Source organism: Paenibacillus sp. FSL H3-0302 (genome assembly GCF_037982245.1).
Lineage (GTDB): Bacteria > Bacillota > Bacilli > Paenibacillales > Paenibacillaceae > Paenibacillus_AQ > Paenibacillus_AQ odorifer.
The window spans coordinates 4,906,585-4,925,277 of record NZ_CP150284.1; the positions used below are offsets into that span (position 1 = coordinate 4,906,585).

Annotated in this window: 14 protein-coding genes; 3 read left to right on the forward strand and 11 right to left on the reverse strand. The window is 42.0% G+C overall.

Going from position 1 to position 18,693, the window contains the following annotated elements; all coding sequences use genetic code 11:
* Window positions 1–159 precede the first annotated feature (159 nt).
* The 3 genes from MHH50_RS21880 to MHH50_RS21890 are packed head-to-tail and all read left to right on the forward strand — an operon-like array spanning window position 160 to window position 4,488.
* Window positions 160–1,929, forward strand: a complete 1,770-nt coding sequence (locus MHH50_RS21880) for a sensor histidine kinase (RefSeq protein WP_340033377.1) — start codon at window positions 160–162, stop codon at window positions 1,927–1,929.
* Between the two features lie 12 nt (window positions 1,930–1,941).
* Window positions 1,942–3,186 carry a response regulator gene (locus MHH50_RS21885; protein ID WP_076184175.1) on the forward strand — a complete coding sequence of 415 codons (1,245 nt, stop codon included), beginning with the start codon at window positions 1,942–1,944 and terminating at the stop codon, window positions 3,184–3,186.
* Window positions 3,187–3,204: 18 nt separating this feature from the next.
* The gene (locus MHH50_RS21890; RefSeq protein ID WP_076278407.1) at window positions 3,205–4,488 is read left to right on the forward strand and encodes an extracellular solute-binding protein; all 1,284 of its coding nucleotides are present in this window, start codon (window positions 3,205–3,207) and stop codon (window positions 4,486–4,488) included.
* 73 nt (window positions 4,489–4,561) lie between these two features.
* On the opposite strand, the gene MHH50_RS21895 is transcribed toward MHH50_RS21890, so the two are convergent.
* The 11 genes from MHH50_RS21895 to pflB all read right to left on the reverse strand — a co-directional run bounded on the left by MHH50_RS21895 (window position 4,562) and on the right by pflB (window position 18,569).
* Window positions 4,562–6,157, reverse strand: a complete 1,596-nt coding sequence (locus MHH50_RS21895; RefSeq protein WP_076278408.1) for an ABC transporter substrate-binding protein — start codon at window positions 6,155–6,157, stop codon at window positions 4,562–4,564.
* 94 nt (window positions 6,158–6,251) lie between these two features.
* On the reverse strand, window positions 6,252–7,214 hold the full coding sequence (locus MHH50_RS21900) for a carbohydrate ABC transporter permease (protein ID WP_081387086.1): 963 nt from the start codon (window positions 7,212–7,214) through the stop codon (window positions 6,252–6,254).
* A 15-nt stretch (window positions 7,215–7,229) separates the two neighbouring features.
* Window positions 7,230–8,222 (reverse strand): ABC transporter permease subunit, encoded by a 993-nt coding sequence (locus MHH50_RS21905; RefSeq protein ID WP_305953563.1) that lies wholly within the window; start codon window positions 8,220–8,222, stop codon window positions 7,230–7,232.
* 232 nt (window positions 8,223–8,454) lie between these two features.
* Window positions 8,455–8,640: a hypothetical protein gene (locus MHH50_RS21910; RefSeq protein ID WP_340033378.1), complete on the reverse strand. Its 186-nt coding sequence runs from the start codon at window positions 8,638–8,640 to the stop codon at window positions 8,455–8,457.
* Between the two features lie 372 nt (window positions 8,641–9,012).
* A complete protein-coding gene (locus MHH50_RS21915; protein WP_036682908.1) occupies window positions 9,013–9,804 on the reverse strand; it encodes a response regulator in 792 nt (263 codons plus the stop codon).
* Window positions 9,782–11,635 (reverse strand): sensor histidine kinase, encoded by a 1,854-nt coding sequence (locus MHH50_RS21920; protein ID WP_076129629.1) that lies wholly within the window; start codon window positions 11,633–11,635, stop codon window positions 9,782–9,784. Before MHH50_RS21920 ends, MHH50_RS21915 begins: the two co-directional genes overlap by 23 nt.
* A 28-nt stretch (window positions 11,636–11,663) precedes the next feature.
* Window positions 11,664–12,494 carry a carbohydrate ABC transporter permease gene (locus MHH50_RS21925; protein ID WP_036682912.1) on the reverse strand — a complete coding sequence of 277 codons (831 nt, stop codon included), beginning with the start codon at window positions 12,492–12,494 and terminating at the stop codon, window positions 11,664–11,666.
* Complete coding sequence (locus MHH50_RS21930; protein WP_340033379.1) at window positions 12,494–13,378, reverse strand: sugar ABC transporter permease; 885 nt, start codon at window positions 13,376–13,378, stop codon at window positions 12,494–12,496. The genes MHH50_RS21925 and MHH50_RS21930 overlap by 1 nt, the downstream gene beginning before the upstream one ends.
* Before the next feature lie 128 nt (window positions 13,379–13,506).
* Window positions 13,507–14,913: an extracellular solute-binding protein gene (locus MHH50_RS21935; protein ID WP_076129628.1), complete on the reverse strand. Its 1,407-nt coding sequence runs from the start codon at window positions 14,911–14,913 to the stop codon at window positions 13,507–13,509.
* A gap of 439 nt (window positions 14,914–15,352) precedes the next feature.
* The gene (pflA, locus tag MHH50_RS21940; protein WP_036682920.1) at window positions 15,353–16,090 is read right to left on the reverse strand and encodes a pyruvate formate-lyase-activating protein; all 738 of its coding nucleotides are present in this window, start codon (window positions 16,088–16,090) and stop codon (window positions 15,353–15,355) included.
* Window positions 16,091–16,307: 217 nt separating this feature from the next.
* Window positions 16,308–18,569, reverse strand: coding sequence for a formate C-acetyltransferase (gene pflB / locus MHH50_RS21945; protein ID WP_076218917.1), 2,262 nt, complete (start codon window positions 18,567–18,569; stop codon window positions 16,308–16,310).
* Window positions 18,570–18,693: the final 124 nt, after the last annotated feature.

An 18,693-nucleotide genomic window follows, 5' to 3' on the forward strand; every position in this document is an offset into this window, starting at 1 on the left:
ATTAACGCTGTATTAAATATTGTTGGACAACCACGCTGTTTCCCCTGAAAAAAATGAGATTTTTTCTATAAATATGTTTATTTTTCGTCTGACTATATTCGCTTTCATTTGCTTTTGTTACAATGTATGGAAGAATATCTTTTACATGCGAGGGATAACATGTCCAAAAAAATCTCCATCCTCGTTCAATTAATCATGGGCTTCTCTCTAATCATCTTCACCATCGTAGGATTCACCATTTTTTTGTCCTACCGCTCTTCCTCTCAAGCTGTTCTAAACCGCTCCAACCAATATATCCTGGAATCCGTCAAGCAACTTCAAGGTAAAATGGACGCAATTCTTCAGGATAACGATAAGCTTTCTTCTACGATCATGTTCAGTCCCTTGATTCAAGAAACCTTGGGAGACTTAGCGTTGTCACGTTCACCTCGTACAGACGCCATGGAAATTACTCGTTACATAGATCAACAGACACGTTCCATAAACTCTGACATCCAGTTCAAGCTGCTCGGTCTGTCCGATGATCAGGTGTATACCAACAGCAGTTCCTTAAAGGTCATCTGGGACAGCGAAAAGGAAATCTGCGATGCTTATTGGTTTCCGGCTATAGCACAGAATAAAGGCCGAATGGTCTGGTTCGGTGTAGATGTATGGCAGAACGGTAATATCCCTGTGGTGATGGGAGCCAGACAAATTAATGATTGGAATGATCTAAACCGGTTAGGAACCCTGTTTCTTGTCCTCCCTGTCGAGGTTATCCATAACGCTGTCAGCCAATTTCACCTCGGCAAAAACGAGAAAATCCAAGTTGTTGATTCATTTAATACCATTGTCTATTCCACAGATCCAAAAGAAATTGGACTCTATATGAACGACGGGCTTCTAAAACAATTCAGCAATCATAAAGCCAGAATCGTTCCACAAAAAATAAACTCACGCAATCTGTTCGTATCCTATGCCTATTCCGACTATAGCGAGTGGAGCGTTTTTGCTTACATTGATTCTAAAGACGCTGTTAAAGATTTAAATACGATTCGCCGGAATATTATTTTAATTGGCCTGCTGGGGATGGGTGCTGCCCTACTATTCACTTTCTTTTTCTCTTGGACCCTATCCAAGCCCCTTCGTAATCTGGCAACCAAGCTGAGCAATGTCGAACGGGGAACTACTTTACCTTTTGTAAAAACAACCATGAACAAAGAAATGGCTATCCTTTATTCAAGCTATAATTCGATGCTCCAAAACCTGGATCATACTATCGCTGACCTATCCAGCAAACAAATCAGTGAAAAGCAAGCTCAGATCGTAGCACTCAAAGCGCAATTCCGCCCGCATTTTCTTTATAACACTTTGAATACAATCTATTGGTCGCTCGCCAACAAGCGCATGCAGGAAGAGTCCCAAATGGTACTCGCTCTAAGTGATCTGCTCCGCTATAGTATTGACCGCGGATCCGAATTCGTTACAGTTGAGGAGGATTTAAAGCAATTAGAACGATTCATTTTTCTCCAGAAGCTGCGCTACGAGGACAAATTGCAGATTGATCTTTTTGTAAATCCTGAGGTTATGAATGGCCAGCTTATGAAATTAACCCTTCAGCCACTTGTCGAAAATGCCATTACTCATGGACTTGAACCCACACTTCGGGAAGTATGGCTAATTCGCATACGCGCCTATAGTGAAGGAACATCTCTGGTGTTAACTGTAGAAGACAACGGGGACGGCATGAGCGAGGAAAGTATGGCAGACGCATTAGTCGGCGGTGAGGTTAATCCGGAGAAGCTGCTTCATACCGGAATTGGACTATCTAATCTAAATCATCGCATAGAGCTAATCTACGGACAGGAATTTGGTCTACAGCTATCAACAAGCGAGCTTGGTGGCTTATTTGTGAAGGTCACTGTTCCATTACAGTATGATCAAAGTTAAGGGGGCACAACGATGAATGTGTTAATCGTGGACGATGAAAGTTTTGTTCGCCGTTCTCTGTCAGAAATGCTGGGAAGTGCGAATCACAACTTTAGCATTATTGGCTCGGCAGAGAACGGTTTAGAGGCTGTGCAATTGTTAAAAGAGCATATGGTTGATCTGGTGATATCCGATATCCGAATGCCCGGCATGGATGGGCTGGAACTCGCTAAGCATATCCATGAATGTTATCCAGACACTGAAACCGTGCTGCTCACAGGTTATCAGGACTTCACCTATGCCAGTCAAGCCATCCGTTATGGTGTAAAGGAATATTTGGTTAAACCAAATTCAGTAGAACATATTCTTGAAGTCGCAACAGGCGTATATGAACGTCTTCAATTGAAGAAACAGCAGAGGCAATTAACGCAGCTAAGAGAAAAAAACCTTCGGGAGAAACGCTTATCTGATCTTCTTTACGGCATCCCGTTGCCCTATTTTGAAGAACAACTTATTCCTCCTTTTCATTCCTTTGTAGTCGTAACCGTAAACCATCTTGGAGTGGGCATGCCTCAGAACTGGTCGGAACAAGCCATGTATGCAGCAGTTATAAATATATTAGAAGAATGTTTTGCGCTGTACGCCAACGTTGTTGGCATTCAAGAGGAGCAGGAAGCCATCATGCTATTATTCTATCCTCTTGAGCAGCCTAACGGCGTTGATGAGGTATTGACACAAGAGCTGCTGCATAAGCTATCAGGCATTCTGAAATCGCCATTTTGTGCAGGGGTCTCCAACCCTCACTATCAATTGGGGGCGCTCGCAACCGCCTATCATGAGAGTCTGGAAGCTTGTCAGCAGGTCAAAAAAGAGAGTACGCCATCCGTTATCTTTTTCAGAGACCTCTCCATGCATTCGGCTTCTCCACAGCTCACTGAACAACTACAAGTAAAGGCAACGCGCAGGGTAATCTCTATGATGATTGAGGTTATGAATTCCCGGCTCCAAGAAAATCTCTCCCTCAAGATGATCGCAGACGAACTGTATATGAATCCTACCTATCTCGGCCGATTGTTTAAAGATGATGTAGGGGAGCCTTTCTCTAGCTTTCTTACCAAACTTCGTATTCAAAAAGCTACTGAATTATTAGAGAATGTTACTCTCAAGGTATATGAGGTTAGCGAATTAGTAGGTTTTAAGGATCCTGCGTATTTCAGTCTCATTTTCAAGAAATACATGGGGATGACTCCTCAGGAATTTCAGAAGCACAACAAATAAAGCAGAGGTGTGTTTCTCTTGAATGTAAATGGTAAGTTGATTACTGTCCTATTAACATTTGGCTTGTTACTTAATACAAGTGGTTGTCAGCTCTCCCCTTCCAAGGAAGATACCGCTTTACAAGACCCGATACAGCTGAACATCTGGCTCACTGCTGGATCAGGTCTTGAGTCGCTCATTGACCAATATCAATCCCAGCATCCCGAGCTAGAGATTCATATTCAGACCTCCACCTCCACGCAGCTTCCAGCCAAGCTACAGACCTCGTTCGCAGCTGGATATAGTTCGCCGGATGTGGCTGCCATTGATATTAGCTATTTAGATCGCTTCAAACAATTTCCTGATTATTTTTATAATCTAAAAACCTTTGAAGCTGACAATCTGAAGGACCAATTTCTGAATTGGAAGTGGCAGGAGGTGCTGGGTAATGATTTTATTTTCGGATTACCAACGGAAATTGGACCCTATGCCATGTTATATCGAACGGATATATTCGCATTATCAGGCCTCCCTACTAAACCAGAGGAAGTGGCTAAAGAAATCCAAACTTGGGATCAATTCCTTGAAGCGGGCACCAAAGTACAGGAGAGAACAGGAAAAGCTTTTGTAAATGACTTGGAGAACCTCTATCTCACCCTTCTACGTCAGTCCAAGCTTCAATATTACAGTCCCACAACACAAGAATTGATCCTCGACAATAATCCAGCGGTCAAACGAGCCTGGGACTTCTCAATTCAAGCCCTTAAGCTAAATCTGTCCGCCAGTATTGCAGTGGATACCCAACGCTGGGGTGCAGGCCTGCTCAACGGAGATTTTGCAGTCATGCTCTGTCCGGCTTGGATGATTGGTCATATCAAGAGCAGTGCTCCAACTGCCAGCGGTTTATGGAATGTAACACAAATCCCAGAAAACAGTGCTAATCGCGGAGGCTCCGTTCTGACCTTACCAAAGACAGGTAATCATCCTGATGAATCCTTTGCTCTTATTAAATGGCTAACCGAACCAACGCAGCAATTGGTTTCTTTCAAGGTACAAGGGGCTTTCCCTTCCACCCCCGAAATCTATGATGACCCAGAGATCCACGATCTGCACGATCCCTATTTTCCTAATTCAGAGCTTGGTCTGACCCTTTCGTCAGCAGCAAAAGCAGTAATTCCGACCTACTACGGCCCTCATCACGCTGACGTGGAGACAAGCATGCTCGAATACTTGACCAAAGCTGAAAAAGGCGAGCTAACTCCTAAACTGGCTTGGACCCTTGCTGTTCAAGCCGCAAAGCAAATAGACAGCTCCTTCCGCTAAGTACTATCATAAAAAGGCTCTCCCCGGCTAAATTAACCTGCCGGGGAGAGCCTTTTTTGAATTCATTTTCGCTTTATTTTTGCGCAGCCAGGAAAGCATCCAGCTGTTTTTGTTTCTCTGCAATAATCTTATCGAGCCCTGCCTTCTTCAGCTTATCAGCATACTTAGTCAGTACGGTATCAGGATCAACAGAACCCGTATCCAAACTGATGTCGTATTCATCCATTACAGCTTTACAAGCAGCCATTTCAGTCTTCATTGAGGAGGCATCGAAGTTGAAACCAAGCGCTACAGAGGCTTTACCTTTAGAGTTAAAGGCTTTGAATTGTTCCCATTTGTCTGGAGCTTCACTTTCCCACACGGGGTTCAGGAATTGACTTCCAAGCATCCAAGCTGCAGCCGTATTATAATCAGCTGTTTTATCTGTAGCTTTGATCGTATCACCACTTACGACTTCATAGTGCACACCTTTTATACCGAAAACAAGCAGATTGTTGATATCTTTATCTGTGTGCAGAATATCTAGCACCATCATGGCCCGAGCCGGATCACCAGAGGAAGCGGAGATCGCAAGCATCGATCCAGCAGCATCACTTGTAGAAATCGTTGGATCATTGAATGCAATTTGTTTCAGCTTGCCAACCAAGCCGGTAGCATTAGCCAGCTCACTATCTTTACCCGGTTTAAGCGATTGCACTGTCATAAAGACATTGCCAGCCTTCATTGCATCCTGAGTCGAATTCGTAGCAACAGCTGCGTCTTTGTTAATGTAACCTTTCTTCATATACTCACGAGTAAGTTTAATGATTTCTTTATAACGATCCATCTCAATCATCGATTGAATCTTAGTATCTGAGGAATCTTTAAGCAGTACACCAGGAATGGCAGCATCACCAAGGGTATCGTATTGTGCCATGTATTGTGAGTTAAAGGTCTCACCTTGTTTGAAATACAATGGAGTCAGGTCAGGTCTTTTCTCCTTCACTACTTTGAGAACTGCATCCAGATCTTGAATGGATTTCACATTCGACATATCGATGCCCAGTTCATCCGCAATATCGGAGCGATAGACAACCCCACCTTGTGCAGCCAGCTCCTTGTTTGTAGGAACAGCATAATTCACACCATTGATCGCTGAACCTTTTAAGAATTGTGGATCCAGATTTTTTAGAATCCCTTGGCCGTATTCATTTAGGAGATTACCATATTTGCCGCTATCGTCATTAATCGGGAGATAAGCGCCTTTAGCTGCATTCGTTACGTAGTTCTTCCATTGAGCTGTAAAGATGATATCGAATTTTTCCTGACTCGCAATTTTCAGATTGACATCATTGTCCCATGGACCCCAATCGATCGGTGCGATATCCAATTTGGCGTTGATTTTAGGTTCCAATAACTTATTGATTTCATCTTCTACAGCTTTTTCATCCTTTTGCACGGCACCGACATAAATTAACTTGACGGTATAAGGCTCCAATTCTTTTGCCGGTTCGGCAGTAGGATCCGCGGCTGGCTCATCCGTAGCAGCATTGGTAGCGGTTGCATTTTCGCTTGGAGCAGGTGAAGCTGCTTCATTATTCCCGTTATTCCCACCGCAGCCTGCTAAACTAAGACTCAGTACCATCGTTAGCAATAGTGTCATTAGTGCGCTTTTTCTAACAGCTTTCATATACACCATAACCTCCCTCAAAATTTTTATATATGCTGAATCGGCCGTTCACACCTTAGCATAAAGCGGCCGAATTAAGCCATTACAATCATCCTTAACCTTTGACAGCACCCACGGTAAGCCCTTTAATAAAATACTTCTGAAAGAAGGAATATACAAACACGATAGGTCCGATACCAATAACAGCCATCGCCATTCTTACCGTTTCTGTTGGAATATTGATTTCTACACCCTGTGCAGCCAAGGCAGCCATCGCCTGAGGACTTGCTGTCAGGAATTGAACATTCAGCATCGTCTTATACATTAGGTATTGTAAATTGACATGACCTTCGGGTGAGATAAAGATCAAACTAAGGTACCAATCATTCCAATAGGCCAGGGTCTGAAACAAACCTACTGTAGCTAACACTGGCATAGACAAAGGCAAAATAATTTGAACGAAGATCCGGAATTCTGGTGCCCCATCGATCTTAGCAGATTCGATTAAAGCTGGCGGTATGGTATTGGCAAAAAAGGTCCGTAAGATGATAACAAAGAAAGCAGAAACCAGCAGCGGCATAATTAGAATCCATAACGTATCCTTCATATGCATCATTCGCGTGTAGACCAGATACCAAGGCACAAGGCCCCCATTAAACAACATTGTAAAAAACATAAAAAATGAGAAGAAATTACGATGTGGAAAATCTCCACGTGAGATAGGGTAAGCGTACATAGCCATAATGATAAGACTCAGAATCGTGCCCACCACAGTCACAAATAACGAAACGGAAGCTGCATCGATAATTTGCCAATAATCTTTTAACAGAAATTCATAAGAAGAAATATCCCACTTGTTAGGAAAAAAGCTGTAGCCGTTCTGGATAACGGAATTCTCGTCCGAAAACGATACAATAACTACGAGGATCAGCGGCACCACACAAATCGCTGTGTATATCCAAAAGAATATATTAATTAGCAAATTAGATATATTAGATATTTCATTGGGTTGTCTTTGCCGTTTTGTGCGCTTTCCTGTACGCCGTGACGACCCTAATGCTGTTTCTGTCTGGCTCAACACTCCCACCTCCCTTTAAAATAAAGCATCATCTTTACTGATTCGCCGCACTGCAAGATTCGCTAAGAAAATCAATAGAAATCCTACAACAGATTGAACGAGACCCGCGGCTGAAGACATACCTATATCACCGATTGCGAGGAAGGTTTGATATACATATGTGTCGATAACCTGCGTCGTCGAGTATAACGCTCCTGCATTTCTCGTAACCTGAAAGAATAATCCGAAGTCTGCATTAAAAATCCTACCTATCTGCAGCAGCGTCATTACTATAATAACTGGGCTGATTAGCGGCAGTGTGATTTTTCGAATCTGCTTCCATTTAGAAGCTCCATCAATTAGTGCAGCCTCATAATATTCATTATCTATTCCAATAATAGCGGCCATATAAATAACCGTTGTATACCCAATCTCTTTCCATATCTTCACGATTACTAGAATCCCAGGCCAATATTTGGACTGTGAATACCATTCGATAGGATCTACCCCAAAGAACGGGAGTAATGTCTTGTTCATGAACCCATGCTCTGCACTCAGAAAGCCGTATACTAAGTAACTTACGACGACCCAAGAGAGAAAATAAGGGAGAAACATAGCGCTTTGATGGAATTTCGATAGCCATCTGCTGCGCATTTCGTTAAACATAATTGCGAAAGCCAGCGAAAAAAATAGCGTCAGTATAATAAACGCTGTATTATACAATAACGTATTCCTCGTAATGATCCAGGCCGTCTCCGTCGAGATTAAATATTTAAAGTTCGCTAACCCGACCCAATCACTACCCAGAATCCCTTTTTGGTAATTGATATCCTTAAATGCAATTACCGTCCCTAACATCGGTATGTAATTATTGATGATTAGAATCACTATCGCAGGTAACATCATCAAATAGAACACCCAATATTTCTTCATTACTCTAAGAAAATTCGGCGTTCTTCCCCTGCCTGGTTTCTTTACTTCTGACAAGCTGACGGAAGGATTCGTCACACTCATTTTTGGTTCCCCCATTCTCCATCATCCCATTCTTAAGCCCCAATTACTCTTGCTTGCCTAACGTTTTGTGTATCCTCCTTACACTCTAATTAAAACATATGATAATTTATGGGAGTATAGGGAACATATTATATTTCTATAAAAAAAGAGACGATTATCCTCGAAAATCGAGGAAAACCATCTCTTCAGCCTCTAATAGAGGCAAAAAATTTAATTAATCATAGCTTATGTACCTTAATCGCATTTATCACAGCCAAGGGCTGGTTGATAATCTTTTCTCTTCATCACAGCCAAGGCTGGTTGATAATCTTTTCTCTTCATCACAGCCAAGGGCTGGTTGATAATCTATTCTCTTCATCACAGCTAAGGGCTGGTTGATAATCTTTTTCTCTTCATCACAGCCAAGGGCTGGTTGATAATCTTTTCTCTTCATCACAGCTAAGGGCTGGTTGATAATCTTTTTCTCTTCATCACAGCCAAGGGCTGGTTGATAATTTCTGCCTTAGATTAACTAGGCAATCAGTCCTTGTGTTCCCAGAGAGGCCCACATCCGCAGGTGTGGGACGGCCCCTATACTACTACGAAGAGGGGTGAGGGAGAAGGAACGGAAAGGAAGTTTGGAACTGTAGGAGCGTAGCGTTCGCCTTTATCCTCGGATTTCAACCGCTAATAGCGGTTTCTAATCAAGAAATCTGAGGATAACAGCGACCGGAAGTCCAAACATTCCTTGGAGCGACGCTAACCTCAGCACTCAGCAACAAACATTCCTTGTAGCGACGCTAACCTCACCACTCAGCAGCTAACCTCACTGCACTTCGGTCCGGCATCGGTCGCGATACTCCTTAGGCGACATTCCTGTCTGCTTCTGAAATACCTTGGTAAAATAACGCCGCTCCTGATAGCCAACTCCCGAGCCAATCATCGTAATACTCTTATCGCTGTTAGTTAGCATAAACTTAGCAGCTTCAATTCGTTGTAGGGTCACGTATTCCACGAAAGTCATAGCAAAACGATTCTTAAACAAGAGACAGAAATAACTGCCACTAATCCCGATCTTATTCGCCACTTCCTCAATCCCAATATCTGAATGGAGATGTTCTGTGATGTACTTAGCTGCTTGGTTCATCAGCTGATCCGGTGTTTTTTTGCCAGAATCATCTTCACCTTCAGGGATTTCCTGAAAAATTGGAATGCTATTATACAGTTTATTCTTAAACTGCTTACTACGGATCTTAGCCCCAATCTCCCGTACCTTATTGCCAAGCTCTTCATAATGTATCGGCTTACAAATATACTCTTTAACACCTAGCCGAATCGCTTCCCGTGCATAATCAAACTCCTGATATCCGGTAAGAAGCAGCACCTCGCTATCCAATCCCATCTCCCGCAACTTACCGATAAAAGTTAACCCGTCCATCACTGGCATACGGATGTCACATAACACAAGATCAGGCTGTTTCTCCTCGGCAATACGCAAAGCATCCATTCCGCTTCGCGCCATACCGACAACCTCCATCCCCATCTCCTGCCAAGGCAACACCCTGTTCAGATTATTCAGAATTGGGGCTTCGTCATCAACCAATAATACTTTTAGCATAATGATCTTCCCCCTGCTCGTATTTAGGTATGACACATTGGATAATAGTACCATGACCTGGACTAGAACAGATAAATATTCCGTACCTGTCACCGTATTCAATGCGGATGCGATCTGCTACACTGCGAATACCAAGACCTCTGCGTTCAAGATTCATCCGGTTATCCCGTTCAGCCTTAACTTCTTGCTCCACAGGATCATTCACAATATATTGAAAAATAGCCAACTGAGAAGGTGTAATACCAATACCATTATCTTCAATACGTAAAATCAAATCCCCCTGCTTCTCCCAAACCTTCACAGAAACATGACCTTTGTAATCAATGCCCTCAAATCCATGTTGAATGCTGTTCTCTACAAGCGGTTGTAACGTGAGTTTAAGGATACCGCAACTCATCAATTCATTCGGAATATCGATCTCGTATTCGAACAAATCTTCAAAGCGGAATTTTTGTATATCCAAATAATTGCGTAAATGTTTAACTTCTTCATCCAGTGTAATCTCTTCCCGATCCTGAATGCTGATTCGCAAAATACTAGCCAGCCTGTAGACCATCTCACTAACTTTTTTGCCTTCATTCTGTATAGCGAGAACATTGATTGATTCTAATGTATTGAATAAAAAATGTGGTTTAATCTGTGCCTGCAGAACACGCATCTCAGCTTGATTCTTGCGACGCTGCTCCACATGAATTCTGTTAAACAACCCATTGATTTTATCCATAAGGTCATTAAAACCCTTAGCAAGCAGCGTTAGCTCATCATTCCCTTTAACTTCTACCCTAGTGGTCAGATCTCCGTCTTCAACCCGGCGCATAAAACGAACAATGACAGCGATGCCGCCGGTAATCCGGTTCATAAAAAATAAATTGAAGATCACAGCTGCCAATAAGCAAAGGAAAATCACAGCGACGAACCAGCGAGCAAATACTGTAACTTCATGAGACAACGTATCCCAAGAAGTCACAGATACCAGACTCCATGGATAGTCCTTCAAATGATACATGGAAAGAATGCTTTTCTCCCCGTTGTACTCTGTTTTGAAACTCTGAAACCCTTTTTTAAAGGTAATCTCTTTATCCGCGAAAGACTGGAAATCCTGTCCATCCAGCTTTTGATCTGGGTCAAAAAGAATCATTCCATCATCATTTACAAGCATAAAGGAAACATCCTGATTGCTATCCCCAATTTTTAAATTGCGAAATATGGATTCGAACTCCCAATTCTTGATCTGCACAACTAGGATACCTATGTTCTGAAAGAAGCTCAATTCCTTCACTAGCCGAATTTGTGTAAACACAGGTTCAGTACCCGTAAGCTCGGGATACTCGTGAGGAGCCAGCCATTTCGGCACACCATTTAAGTCCATAACTTCCTGGTACAGATCACTTTTTTTGAATGTATCATAGGGTAGCGTTCGGAAATTTTCCTTGTTAAAAAGCGACACGATTTCAGAGTTACCTCTACCGTTAAAATTGTACAAAAATGCATAACTGATCGATGGATGATTAAACAACAGACTACGGAAATTGCGCTGGCTCGCATTCAGATTCAGTTGCTCAGCATCAGTCAAATCCTGGTTGTTAGGATCATCTGCACTAAGGGCCATATGAAACACCGAGGTAGCAATTCCGTTGTCTGTAACGTTATCCATATCTTTTAATACATTAGAAATACTGTAACTAATCGCTTTAAGTGAGTATTCCGACTGCTGGCTGTACTTTTTTTCAATAGAATTATAAGTCACAAAAAACATAAGCATGCCTAGAATAAATAAAGGAATGATAATCAGGCCCAAAAATGCCGTAAATAATTTATAGCGCAAATTCATCGGCTAGTGCTCCTGACTGAGAATAAAGTTATCCTTTTACGCCGCCCGCTGTTACACCTTCAATAATCTTCTCCTGAAGAATTGCATAAATGATAATTACCGGCAGTACGCTGAAGACGATACCGGCTGACATTTGTGCATAGTTCATCTGGTATTGATCCCGGAATTGGACCATACCTACTGGAAGCGTTCGCAGCTCGTCATTCGACAGGAAGTAGTTAGCTAGCAAGAACTCGTTCCAATTTCCCAGGAAATTAACAATGAATACAGTAACCATAGCCGGAACCGTTAGAGGTACAATAATTCTAGCAAAGATACCCGGTGCCTTCAAGCCATCCATGACCGCAGCTTCTTCTATTTCTCTAGGTAAATTTCGCATAAATGCTGCTAAAATAATGATGGTAAATGGAATCGCATTGGCGATATAAGGAATGATCAACGCCCAGTGGGTGTTCAGTATTCCTAACTTACGTACAATCGTATAAATCGGCAGCATTAAAGCATTATTCGGGATGAGCATTCCTACTAAAACCAGTGAGAACAAAATAGTATTCCATTTCCCCTGACGCATCCGCGTAACCGCAAAAGCAAACATAGACGCAAGCAGAATGGACACTACAGAGGCAAGGATCGAAATGTACAAACTGTTGAAAAAGTAAGTACTAATCTTGGCATTTACCCAAGCCTCCACGTAGTTATTGAAGACGAATTCCTTGGGGATGCCAAAAGGATTAAGCGCAATCTCATTATTATCCTTTTTCACAGATGAGAATAATACGAATAGGAAAGGAAACAGGATCACTAACAAATAGAATAAAAGGGCAATATGTGGCAGACTCTTTTTCAGGGCGCGTGGCATCAGTATTCAATCCTTTCTGTACGACGTGCAATCAGCAGCTGATAAAGGACTGTAACCACCAGTGTAAATGCAAAGATCAGGACAGCGATGGCATTTCCGTATCCATACTTAAAGTTCGTGATCGCATATTTAATCATGTATGTTGCCATTACATCGGTTGAACCTGCAGGTCCCCCCTTAGTCATAACGATGACGATATCCGCAGCTTTCATTGCTCCAGCAATGGATAGCATAATTACAACCGAGATGATCGGTACGATTAGTGGGAGCGTGATACGAGTAGCGCGTTGAAATCCAGTTGCGCCGTCAATGGCTGCAGCTTCATCCAATTCACCAGGAATAGCTAGAATCGCCGCTAGGACCATAACGATATAAAATCCAGTCCACTGCCAAGCATTCGTCAACAAAATAGAAAGCATTGCAAATCTTTCATCTGACAGCCAGTAAATAGGATTAATTCCTACTAGACTAAGGAGCTTATTAAAAAGTCCAATGTTGGGCTCATAGATAAACCCCCAGAGAATACCGATAACCGCTGTAGACATAATGGAAGGCATAAAGACTGCTGTCTTATATAAGCCCTTTAACTTCTTCACATTAGAAATCAATAACGAGAAGAATACGATCAACGGTACCTGTATACATACGGAGAAAAGAATAAACCAACCGTTGTTTTTAACGGATATCCAGAATCGTTCATCTCCTAGTGCTTTCTCATAATTACTTAACCCGGCTGATTTAACCGTCTCCGATACACCGTTCCAACTAGTAAAGCTGTAATAAATAGAACTAAAAATGGGGTAAATGAAAAACATCGTGAACAACATCAATGCTGGAAGAACGAATAGGAAAAATACCACTGGATTTCTTAATGCTTTATTCATGACTACCTCCGGTTGCTTTGACATCTGGCGAATAGTGAATGCTTCAGATCAAGTGCAAACACATATTTTCTTTGATTTTAAAAATGTACCCTGGATTTAGCACCAGGGTACATTCAGTTTGCAGCTATTTATTCAACTGCTGCGTTTGCTTCTTCTTGTACCTTTTGCAAAGCTTCGCCCATTTTCTCAGGAGTCGTCTGATCGCCAATCAGTTTTTGAATTTGAATGTTACTGATTTCTGTAGTTACATCAGCTTGAACAAGAGAGTCAAATGCTGGGAACGAAGATTGTGAGTTGTTAAGTACACCTACGATTTCGCTCATCAGATCATCAGTAATATTCTCATTCAATACGTTTTGGTCAATCTTCATTGCTGGCAATACACCATCTTCAACAAGTCCGCGCAATTGCATTTCTTCATTAAATAAGTTTTTAATAAAAGATTTCACAGCAGCCAATTGACGTGGATCTTTCTCAGCAGATGCAGAGAAACCATAACCATTGTTCACATCGCGCATCAATGCAGTTTGGTCACCCGCTCCGCCTTCAACTGCTGGGATGTTGAAGAATCCAACTTTACCGATCAAACCTTCGCCAGATTGGCCCGTTTTAAATACGGAAGATTTCCAAGTACCATCATACAGCAGGATCGCTTCACCACTAGTGAATTGTGTTGTGTATTCAGCATATTCAAAGCCAAGTTCGCCTTTTTTGAAGTAGCCTTTATCAACCCATTCTTTGTATTTCGCAAATCCTTTTACTACATTTGGATCAGACCATTTAGCTTCGCCTGTTGCAAATTTAGCAGTTACATCCGGACCTGCATAACGTGACCACAGGTGGTTAGCTAACATAAGTGGTACCCAACCAGCTTTGGATGCACCAGCCAAAGGTACTTTTCCATCAGCCTTGATATCAGCCAATTGTTGTTCCAATTCAGCAAATGTTGTTGGAGCCTTCCAGCCCTTGCTTGTATAGTATTCTTTGTTATAGAAGAAACCTTCACCAGAACCACCGATTGGCAATCCATAGATTTTTCCTTCATAAGTGAAAGGATCAAGATTTGAGAATTTATCCTTAATTCCAAGTTCCTCAAGGATTGGAGTCAGGTCAAGTAATTTACCTTCTTTAGCATAGATCTTGGAGTCAGGGCTACCGAACAGATCGAAGATTTCCGGTGGATTACCCGCAGCCATTTCACCACGCAATTTTTCTTTACGGTTTACATCTGAATCTACCCCATCGAGTTTAAAGGTCAGACCCGGTACATCCTCTTGTACTTTGTTAACTACTTCTTCGAGAATAGCCAGACGTTTCTGCTTGTCTGCACCGATTTGAGTGTGACGAATCGTCATTTCAAATGGCTCGTTATTTACCGGTTCTTCTGTTGCTGGAGCATTTGTAGCGGCTGAGTTAGTCGCGGTAGCGTTTCCATCTCCTTTGTTAGAAGACGCATTGTTGTTGCCTCCGCAACCAGTCAGTAAAGCTGATGATACGAAAATCAGGGACAATAGCAAAGTCATACTTTTTTTCATTTCTTGTGACCCTCCCTATATATTGATGTGCTTTACACTTCTTATTATAGAAAACAGACTTCATTATCGTAAGGTTAAGATTCATCCACTATAGGGATAAAAATCTCTAATGTAAGCGGAATCAACTACATGATAAGTTATATTTTATAACATAAAAATGTTAAATCGCTTTATTCATTTGTTTTTCTCATCACAAAAGTTTGTTTCTCTTTAAAAACATTTAATTAAAATATAAAAGTAGTCATATTACCTGACATATTCATTTATTATCTACCCCATAAACCACGTGTAACTATAGCATGTCTTTATTAGGAATAATATAAAATTCCCCCTCAGAGGAGATTTAACCCCTCCCTTTTTACTTCCTCATAACAAAAAACCGCACCTTCAGTGATGATCAACCACTGAGGGTACGGTCTCTCTAAAAAATAGATATCTATTATACCAATGCCGTTTGCTTACGACCTTCTTCGACCAAGCGATATGCCCGTTGCACTTCTTCTTCTGTTGGAGAAGGTACTCCATCCAGTTCATAAGCTTTGCCGAGCATTTCCCATTTATAGATACCCATCTGATGATAAGGTAAGATTTCGAATTTCTCGACGCCATTTAAGGTTCCAATATAACGACCTAAGTTAATGAGATCCTCTTCACGATCATGAATACCAGGAACATATACATGTCGGATCCACATCTTACGATTATGGTCTGAGAGCCAGCGTGCAAGCTTCAAAGTTCGATCATTGGATTTACCGGTTAATTTGATATGCGCTTCTTCATCAATATGCTTCAGATCAAGCATAACCAAATCTGTTACATCCAATAAGTCATTAATCTTGTCACCTTCGTTGTAACCATTACTGTCTAATGTGGTGTGCAAATTCCAACGTTTTTTTACTTCCGTGAATAACTGCTTTACAAATTGCGCCTGCAAGGTTGGTTCTCCACCGGATACAGTTAACCCGCCACCGGATGAACGATAATAGTTTATATATGGCTCGATTTCCGAAAGCACTTCTTCTAGAGTCATTTCTTTACCTTCATCTAAAGCCCAGGTATCAGGGTTATGGCAATACTGACATTTCAGCAAGCAGCCTTGCATAAATAAGACAAATCGAATACCAGGTCCATCAACGGTTCCAAAGGTTTCCAAAGAATGTATGCGACCTTTAATCATAGGATGTCATCCTTTCGCCACGCCAGACTAACAGTCCCTTTTTCAACGATGAAGATCCCTGTCCTTGAGACTGTCATATCCCTATATCGCGGCAATAAAATTTAAAATTTTAACAATTCTCAAACAAGATATTACCGCCCTTGAGACAAGGGCGGTATCTTCCTTGCAATTATTTCAATAGTAGTACTAATTCAAAGATCTTCATGACAGGAACAAATTACATCGAACCGTGGAATGTACGGTTGATTACATCCATTTGTTGTTCACGAGTCAGCTTGATGAAGTTAACTGCATAACCGGATACACGGATAGTCAATTGTGGATAGTTCTCTGGGTGCTCCATAGCGTCCATCAGCTGTTCACGGTTAAATACGTTAACATTCAAATGCTGAGCGTTGTTATGGAAGTATCCATCCATCATGTGTACCAGGTTAGACTTACGGGAATCCTCGTCTTTACCAAGTGCCTTAGGTACGATGGAGAACGTATTAGAGATACCATCTTGTGCATCGGAGTAAGGCAGTTTAGCTACAGAGTTCAGGGAAGCCAAGGCACCTTTCTTGTCACGTCCGTGCATTGGGTTAGCACCTGGTGCGAAAGGTTCACCTTTCTTACGTCCGTCAGGTGTAGTACCTGTCTTCTTACCGTACACTACATTCGAAGTAATGGTCAGTACCGATTGAGTCGGCACAGAATCACGATATGTTTTGTTTTTACGGATCATAGTCATGAAGGTTTCAACCAATTCTACTGCGATGCTGTCAACAGCATCGTCATTGTTACCGTAGCAAGGGAATTCGCCTTCGGTTTCGAAATCGATCGCAATACCTTGTTCGTTACGAATAGGTTTTACTTTGGCGTATTTAATTGCGCTTAGTGAGTCAGCTGCAACGGACAGCCCAGCAATACCACAAGCCATCGTACGCAGAATGTCACGGTCATGCAGCGCCATTTCGATACGTTCGTAAGAATATTTGTCATGCATATAGTGAATGATGTTCAAAGTGTTAACATAAGTCTTAGCCAACCACTCCATCATCGGTTTGAAACGTTTCATTACTTCGTCATAATCCAGATATTCAGAAGTGATCGCTGGGAATTCCGGTCCAACTTGTGCTCCGGATTTTTCATCCACACCACCATTGATAGCATACAGTAATGCTTTTGCCAGGTTGGCACGAGCACCGAAGAACTGCATTTGTTTACCGATACGCATTGGAGATACGCAGCAAGCAATCGCATAATCTTCACCCCAGTATGGACGCATTACATCGTCATTTTCATACTGAATTGCACTAGTTTCGATGGAAACCTTAGCACAATATTTTTTGAAGGCTTCAGGCAATTTTTCGGACCACAGTACAGTTAAGTTTGGTTCCGGAGCTGGACCCAAGTTGTACAGGGTGTTCAAGAAACGGAAGCTGTTCTTAGTAACACGAGTTGTTCCGTCTTCAGCCATACCACCGATGGATTCAGTTACCCATGTTGGGTCGCCGGAGAACAGATCATTATAGTCAGGTGTACGCAAGAATTTCACGATACGCAGTTTCATTACGAAATGATCGACGATTTCTTGTACTTGTTCTTCAGTCAAAGTACCTTCAGCAATATCGCGTTCTGCATAGATGTCCAGGAAAGAGGACACACGGCCCAGGGACATCGCCGCACCATTTTGCTCTTTAACTGCTGCCAGATATCCGAAGTATACCCATTGAGTAGCTTCTTTGAAGTTGGTCGCCGGTCTGGAAATATCCATACCATGAGCAGCTGCCATTTCTTTCAATTCGCCAAGTGCACGAATTTGTTCGGACAGCTCTTCACGCAAACGAATGATATCTTCAGTCATGGAATCTACTTCAAGCTCAGTTTGTTGTTGTTTTTTGTCTTTAATGAGGAAATCAATACCGTACAGAGCAATGCGGCGGTAGTCGCCGATGATGCGTCCGCGTCCGTAAGCATCAGGAAGACCTGTAATTACGCCGGATTTACGCACAGCTCTCATGTCTGGTGTATATGCATCAAATACGCCTTGGTTATGCGTTTTGCGAATGTTCGTAAACATGTCAACGATGTTTTGTGGAAGCTCGAAGCCATAAGCCTTCGTAGCATCAACCATCATCTTGATCCCGCCGAATGGCTGGATGGAACGTTTGAAAGGAGCATCAGTCTGTACGCCTACAATTTGTTCCTTGTCCTTGTCAATGTAGCCTGGAGCATGTGAAGTGATTGTGGAGACAGTATCTAGGGAAACATCCCATACGCCGCCTCTTTCTCTTTCTTCCTTGCTCAATTGGGAAATAATCTTCCACAGTTCAGTTGTGTTACTAGTAGGTCCTACGAGGAATTCTTCGTTTCCTTCATAAGGCTTAATGTTGCTTGCGATAAAGTTGTTAACGTCAACTTTTCTGGACCATTTACCTTTTGTAAAACTTCTCCAACCGGATTTCACTTCTTGTACATCTTTTTCAATCACCGACATGCTAAATCCCTCCATCTATATTTATATTATATTTGTAGAGATCGCGGGCTTGAAGGTTGATCCCGTGTCTCGTGATCCCAAGAAAAATATGGTTGTTCGAAAATTCACAATCATTGTTCCATAT

Excerpts from the sequence above, each read along its gene's own strand:
- MHH50_RS21880 (WP_340033377.1), top strand. The coding sequence starts at position 160 with ATGTCCAAAAAAATCTCCATCCTCGTTCAATTAATCATGGGCTTCTCT.
- MHH50_RS21885 (WP_076184175.1), top strand. The coding sequence starts at position 1,942 with ATGAATGTGTTAATCGTGGACGATGAAAGTTTTGTTCGCCGTTCTCTG.
- MHH50_RS21895 (WP_076278408.1), bottom strand. The coding sequence starts at position 6,157 with ATGAAAGCTGTTAGAAAAAGCGCACTAATGACACTATTGCTAACGATG.
- MHH50_RS21905 (WP_305953563.1), bottom strand. The coding sequence starts at position 8,222 with ATGGGGGAACCAAAAATGAGTGTGACGAATCCTTCCGTCAGCTTGTCA.
- MHH50_RS21910 (WP_340033378.1), bottom strand. The coding sequence starts at position 8,640 with ATGAAGAGAAAAGATTATCAACCAGCCCTTGGCTGTGATGAAGAGAAA.
- MHH50_RS21915 (WP_036682908.1), bottom strand. The coding sequence starts at position 9,804 with ATGCTAAAAGTATTATTGGTTGATGACGAAGCCCCAATTCTGAATAAT.
- MHH50_RS21920 (WP_076129629.1), bottom strand. The coding sequence starts at position 11,635 with ATGAATTTGCGCTATAAATTATTTACGGCATTTTTGGGCCTGATTATC.
- MHH50_RS21925 (WP_036682912.1), bottom strand. The coding sequence starts at position 12,494 with ATGCCACGCGCCCTGAAAAAGAGTCTGCCACATATTGCCCTTTTATTC.
- MHH50_RS21930 (WP_340033379.1), bottom strand. The coding sequence starts at position 13,378 with ATGAATAAAGCATTAAGAAATCCAGTGGTATTTTTCCTATTCGTTCTT.
- MHH50_RS21935 (WP_076129628.1), bottom strand. The coding sequence starts at position 14,913 with ATGAAAAAAAGTATGACTTTGCTATTGTCCCTGATTTTCGTATCATCA.
- pflA (WP_036682920.1), bottom strand. The coding sequence starts at position 16,090 with ATGATTAAAGGTCGCATACATTCTTTGGAAACCTTTGGAACCGTTGAT.
- pflB (WP_076218917.1), bottom strand. The coding sequence starts at position 18,569 with ATGTCGGTGATTGAAAAAGATGTACAAGAAGTGAAATCCGGTTGGAGA.